We start from the raw sequence: 3,298 nt of genomic DNA, 5'->3' as shown, positions 1-3,298 counted from the left end.
GGTCAGCCGAGGTCGAACCGGTCGAGGTTCATCACCTTGACCCACGCGGCGACGAAGTCCTGCACGAACTTCTCCTTCGCGTCATCGCTCGCGTAGACCTCCGCGAGCGCGCGCAGCTCGGAGTTCGAACCGAAGACGAGGTCGGCCCGGGAACCGGTCCACTTGACCTCGCCGGTGGCGGCGTCGCGGCCCTCGAACGTGTTCGCGTCCTCGGACGTGGCCCGCCACGTGGTGCCCAGGTCGAGCAGGTTGGTGAAGAAGTCGTTCGTCAGCGACTCGGGAGTCCGGGTGAACACGCCGAGCGAGGACTGCTGGTGGTTCGCGCCCAGGACGCGGAGCCCGCCGACGAGGACCGTCATCTCGGGAGCGCTCAGCGTCAGCAGGTTCGCCCGGTCGATCAGCAGGTACTCGGCCGGCAGCCGGTTGCCCTTGCCGAGGTGGTTGCGGAAGCCGTCGGCGGACGGCTCCAGCGCCGCGAACGACTCCACGTCGGTCTGCTCCTGCGACGCGTCCGCACGCCCCGGCGTGAAGGGGACCTCCACGTCGAAACCGGCGTTCTTGGCGGCCTGCTCCACGGCGGCGCCGCCGGCGAGCACGACCAGGTCGGCGAGGGAGACCTGCTTGCCGCCGCTCTGGGCCGAGTTGAAGGACTCCCGGATCGACTCCAGCGTCCGCAGCACCGCCGCCAGCCGGTCGGGGTCGTTGACCTCCCAGCCGCTCTGCGGCTGGAGGCGGATCCGCCCGCCGTTGGCGCCGCCGCGCTTGTCGCTGCCGCGGAAGGACGAGGCCGACGCCCACGCCGCGGAGACCAGCTGCGACACCGACAGGTCCGAGGCGAGGATCCGGCTCTTGAGGGAGGCGATGTCGTCGGCGTCGACGAGCGCGTGCGTCACGGCGGGCAGGGGGTCCTGCCACAGCAGCGTCTCGGCCGGGACCTCCGGGCCGAGGTAGCGCACGACCGGGCCCATGTCGCGGTGCGTCAGCTTGAACCAGGCGCGGGCGAAGGCGTCCGCGAACGCCGCGGGGTCGGCCAGGAAGCGGCGCGAGATCTGCTCGTACGCCGGGTCCACGCGCAGCGAGAGGTCGGTCGTCAGCATCGTGGGGGCGTGGGACTTGGACGCGTCGTGGGCATCGGGGACGGTGCCCGCTCCGGCGTTGTCCTTCGGCCGCCACTGGTTCGCACCGGCAGGGCTCTGGAACAGCTCCCACTCGTAGCCGAAGAGGATTTCGAAGAAGCTGTTGTCCCAGGTCACCGGGGTGTTCGTCCAGATGCCCTCGAGGCCGCTGGTGATCGCGTCGGCACCCTTGCCGGTGCCGAAGCTGCTGCTCCAGCCGAGACCCTGCTGCTCCAGCGCAGCGGCCTCGGGGTCGGCGCCGACGTGGTCCGCGGGGCCCGCGCCGTGGGTCTTGCCGAAGGTGTGGCCGCCCGCGATCAGGGCGACGGTCTCCTCGTCGTTCATCGCCATCCGGCGGAACGTCTCGCGGATGTCGCGGGCCGCGGCGAGCGGGTCCGGATTGCCGTTGGGGCCTTCCGGGTTGACGTATATGAGGCCCATCTGGACCGCGCCGAGGGGGCTCTCCAGCTCGCGGTCGCCGGTGTAGCGCCGGTCGTCGAGCCAGGTGGTCTCGGGGCCCCAGTACACGTCCTCGTCGGGCTCCCAGACGTCCGCGCGGCCGCCGCCGAAGCCGAACGTCTCGAAGCCCATCGACTCCAGGGCGACGTTGCCGGTGAGAATCATGAGGTCGGCCCACGAGATGCTCCGGCCGTACTTCTTCTTCACCGGCCACAGCAGCCGCCGGGCCTTGTCGAGGTTCCCGTTGTCCGGCCAGCTGTTGAGGGGGGCGAAGCGCTGCTGTCCGGCGCCGGCACCGCCGCGGCCGTCGCTGATCCGGTACGTGCCCGCGCTGTGCCAGGCCATGCGGATCATGAACGGGCCGTAGTTGCCGAAGTCCGCGGGCCACCAGTCCTGCGAGCTCGTCAGCACCTCGGCGATGTCCCGCTTCACCGCGGGCAGGTCGAGCGTCTTGAACGCCTCGGCGTAGTCGAACTCCTCGCCGAGGGGATTGGCCACGGCGGGGTTCTTCGCGAGGATCTTGAGGTTGAGCCGCTCGGGCCACCACTGGCGGTTGCCGCCGCCCTGCGTCGGGTGCGCGGCGCGGCCGTGCGCGACCGGACAACCGCCTCCGCCCTCCGACTGCGCGTCTGTGACGATTGCATCATGGTTCTCAGACATGGGAATCCTTCCAAACCGGGCGGATCACGGTGCTAAGGAAATGCGGGCGGCGGAAGCGGCGGAAGCGGCGTACGAGCGCAGCTGCGTCGACGGTGTGACGTGACGCGGGGGCGGCTGTGACCCACAGGCCGACATTGCGCAACTCCTCGAGAGTGGTCCGTCACATCTGCGTCTCACTGCGGCACCGGAGGCTTCCCGTCCCTTGGCTGCCAACCGAACCGATCCTACGATGGACGCAATCCAAGTCAAGAACAATGCCAGACCCATATCCCCCGGGACCCGGGCGTCTTCGCCGACGCCGGGCGCCCCACCGAGCCAGAGTGGGTGATCCGCCATGAGTGACCTGCTGGAACGACTGCGAGGGCGTGGCTGGAGGATGACCTCCCAGCGACGTGTCGTTGCGGAGGTGCTCGAGGCACACCACCGCCCCCTCCCGGCCGACGAGGTGCACGCCCGCGCGGCGGAGCGACTGCCCGAGATCTCACGGGCCACCGTCTACAACGCCCTCGGCGAGCTGGTCGCCCTCGGCGAGGTCGTCGAACTGGCCACGGACGGCCGCGCGAAGCGCTACGACCCCAACGCGCACCACCCGCACCACCACTTGGTGTGCTCCCGCTGCGGAACGATCCGCGACGTGCACCCGACCGGCGACCCCTTGGCCGGCCTCCCCCCGGAGGAACGGTTCGGTTTCCTCGTGTCGAAGGCCGAGGTCACCTACCGCGGGCTGTGCCCGTCCTGCGCCTGACCACGGCGCGGGATGGGCACGGCCCGAAGCCGCGCTGCCGGGATCCGGCGGCGCGGTGTCACGGCGGGGTGCCGTCCTCCGCGGCGTCGAGCTGCCGGCAGGACCGCACGGTGGCCGACGTGGCCAGGGCCCGCGACATCCGCACCAGCCCCGACGGGCTGTTCGGCGAGATCAGGACCGGGCTCGCGGCCCGCGGCGCGGGGCGGCCGGGGGCCCCCCCGGGGGGGGGGGCCCCGGCCGAGGCGCTCGCGCGCCGGCGCGCGCGGTCGCGCGCGCGCGCGGCGGGGCGCGCGCGGGGGCGGGCGCGCGGGGGGGCTCG

The 3,298-nt window shown here is 72.0% G+C and carries 3 protein-coding genes; 1 reads left to right on the top strand and 2 read right to left on the bottom strand.

Annotated features, from left to right (window positions below):
• Positions 1-2 precede the first annotated feature (2 nt).
• Positions 3-2,234, bottom strand: coding sequence for a catalase/peroxidase HPI (gene katG / locus ACFXA3_RS39295; RefSeq protein WP_385195668.1), 2,232 nt, complete (start codon positions 2,232-2,234; stop codon positions 3-5).
• A 334-nt stretch (positions 2,235-2,568) separates the two neighbouring features.
• Here katG and ACFXA3_RS39290 point away from each other — a divergent pair, with 334 nt between their 5' ends.
• Positions 2,569-2,979, top strand: a complete 411-nt coding sequence (locus tag ACFXA3_RS39290) for a Fur family transcriptional regulator (protein WP_385195665.1) — start codon at positions 2,569-2,571, stop codon at positions 2,977-2,979.
• A 58-nt stretch (positions 2,980-3,037) separates the two neighbouring features.
• On the opposite strand, the gene ACFXA3_RS39285 is transcribed toward ACFXA3_RS39290, so the two are convergent.
• Positions 3,038-3,298: hypothetical protein (locus ACFXA3_RS39285; protein ID WP_385195663.1), on the bottom strand; the 261-nt coding region annotated here is incomplete at its 5' end.

This window comes from Streptomyces sp. NPDC059456 (assembly GCF_042750055.1).
GTDB lineage: Bacteria > Actinomycetota > Actinomycetes > Streptomycetales > Streptomycetaceae > Streptomyces.
Note: the sequence above shows the minus strand (reverse complement) of the source record. Positions and strands in the feature narration are given on the sequence as shown.

What these genes read in the sequence shown, in the direction of transcription:
- katG (WP_385195668.1), bottom strand. Translation starts at nt 2,234, where the DNA reads ATGTCTGAGAACCATGATGCAATCGTCACAGACGCGCAGTCGGAGGGC.
- ACFXA3_RS39290 (WP_385195665.1), top strand. Translation starts at nt 2,569, where the DNA reads ATGAGTGACCTGCTGGAACGACTGCGAGGGCGTGGCTGGAGGATGACC.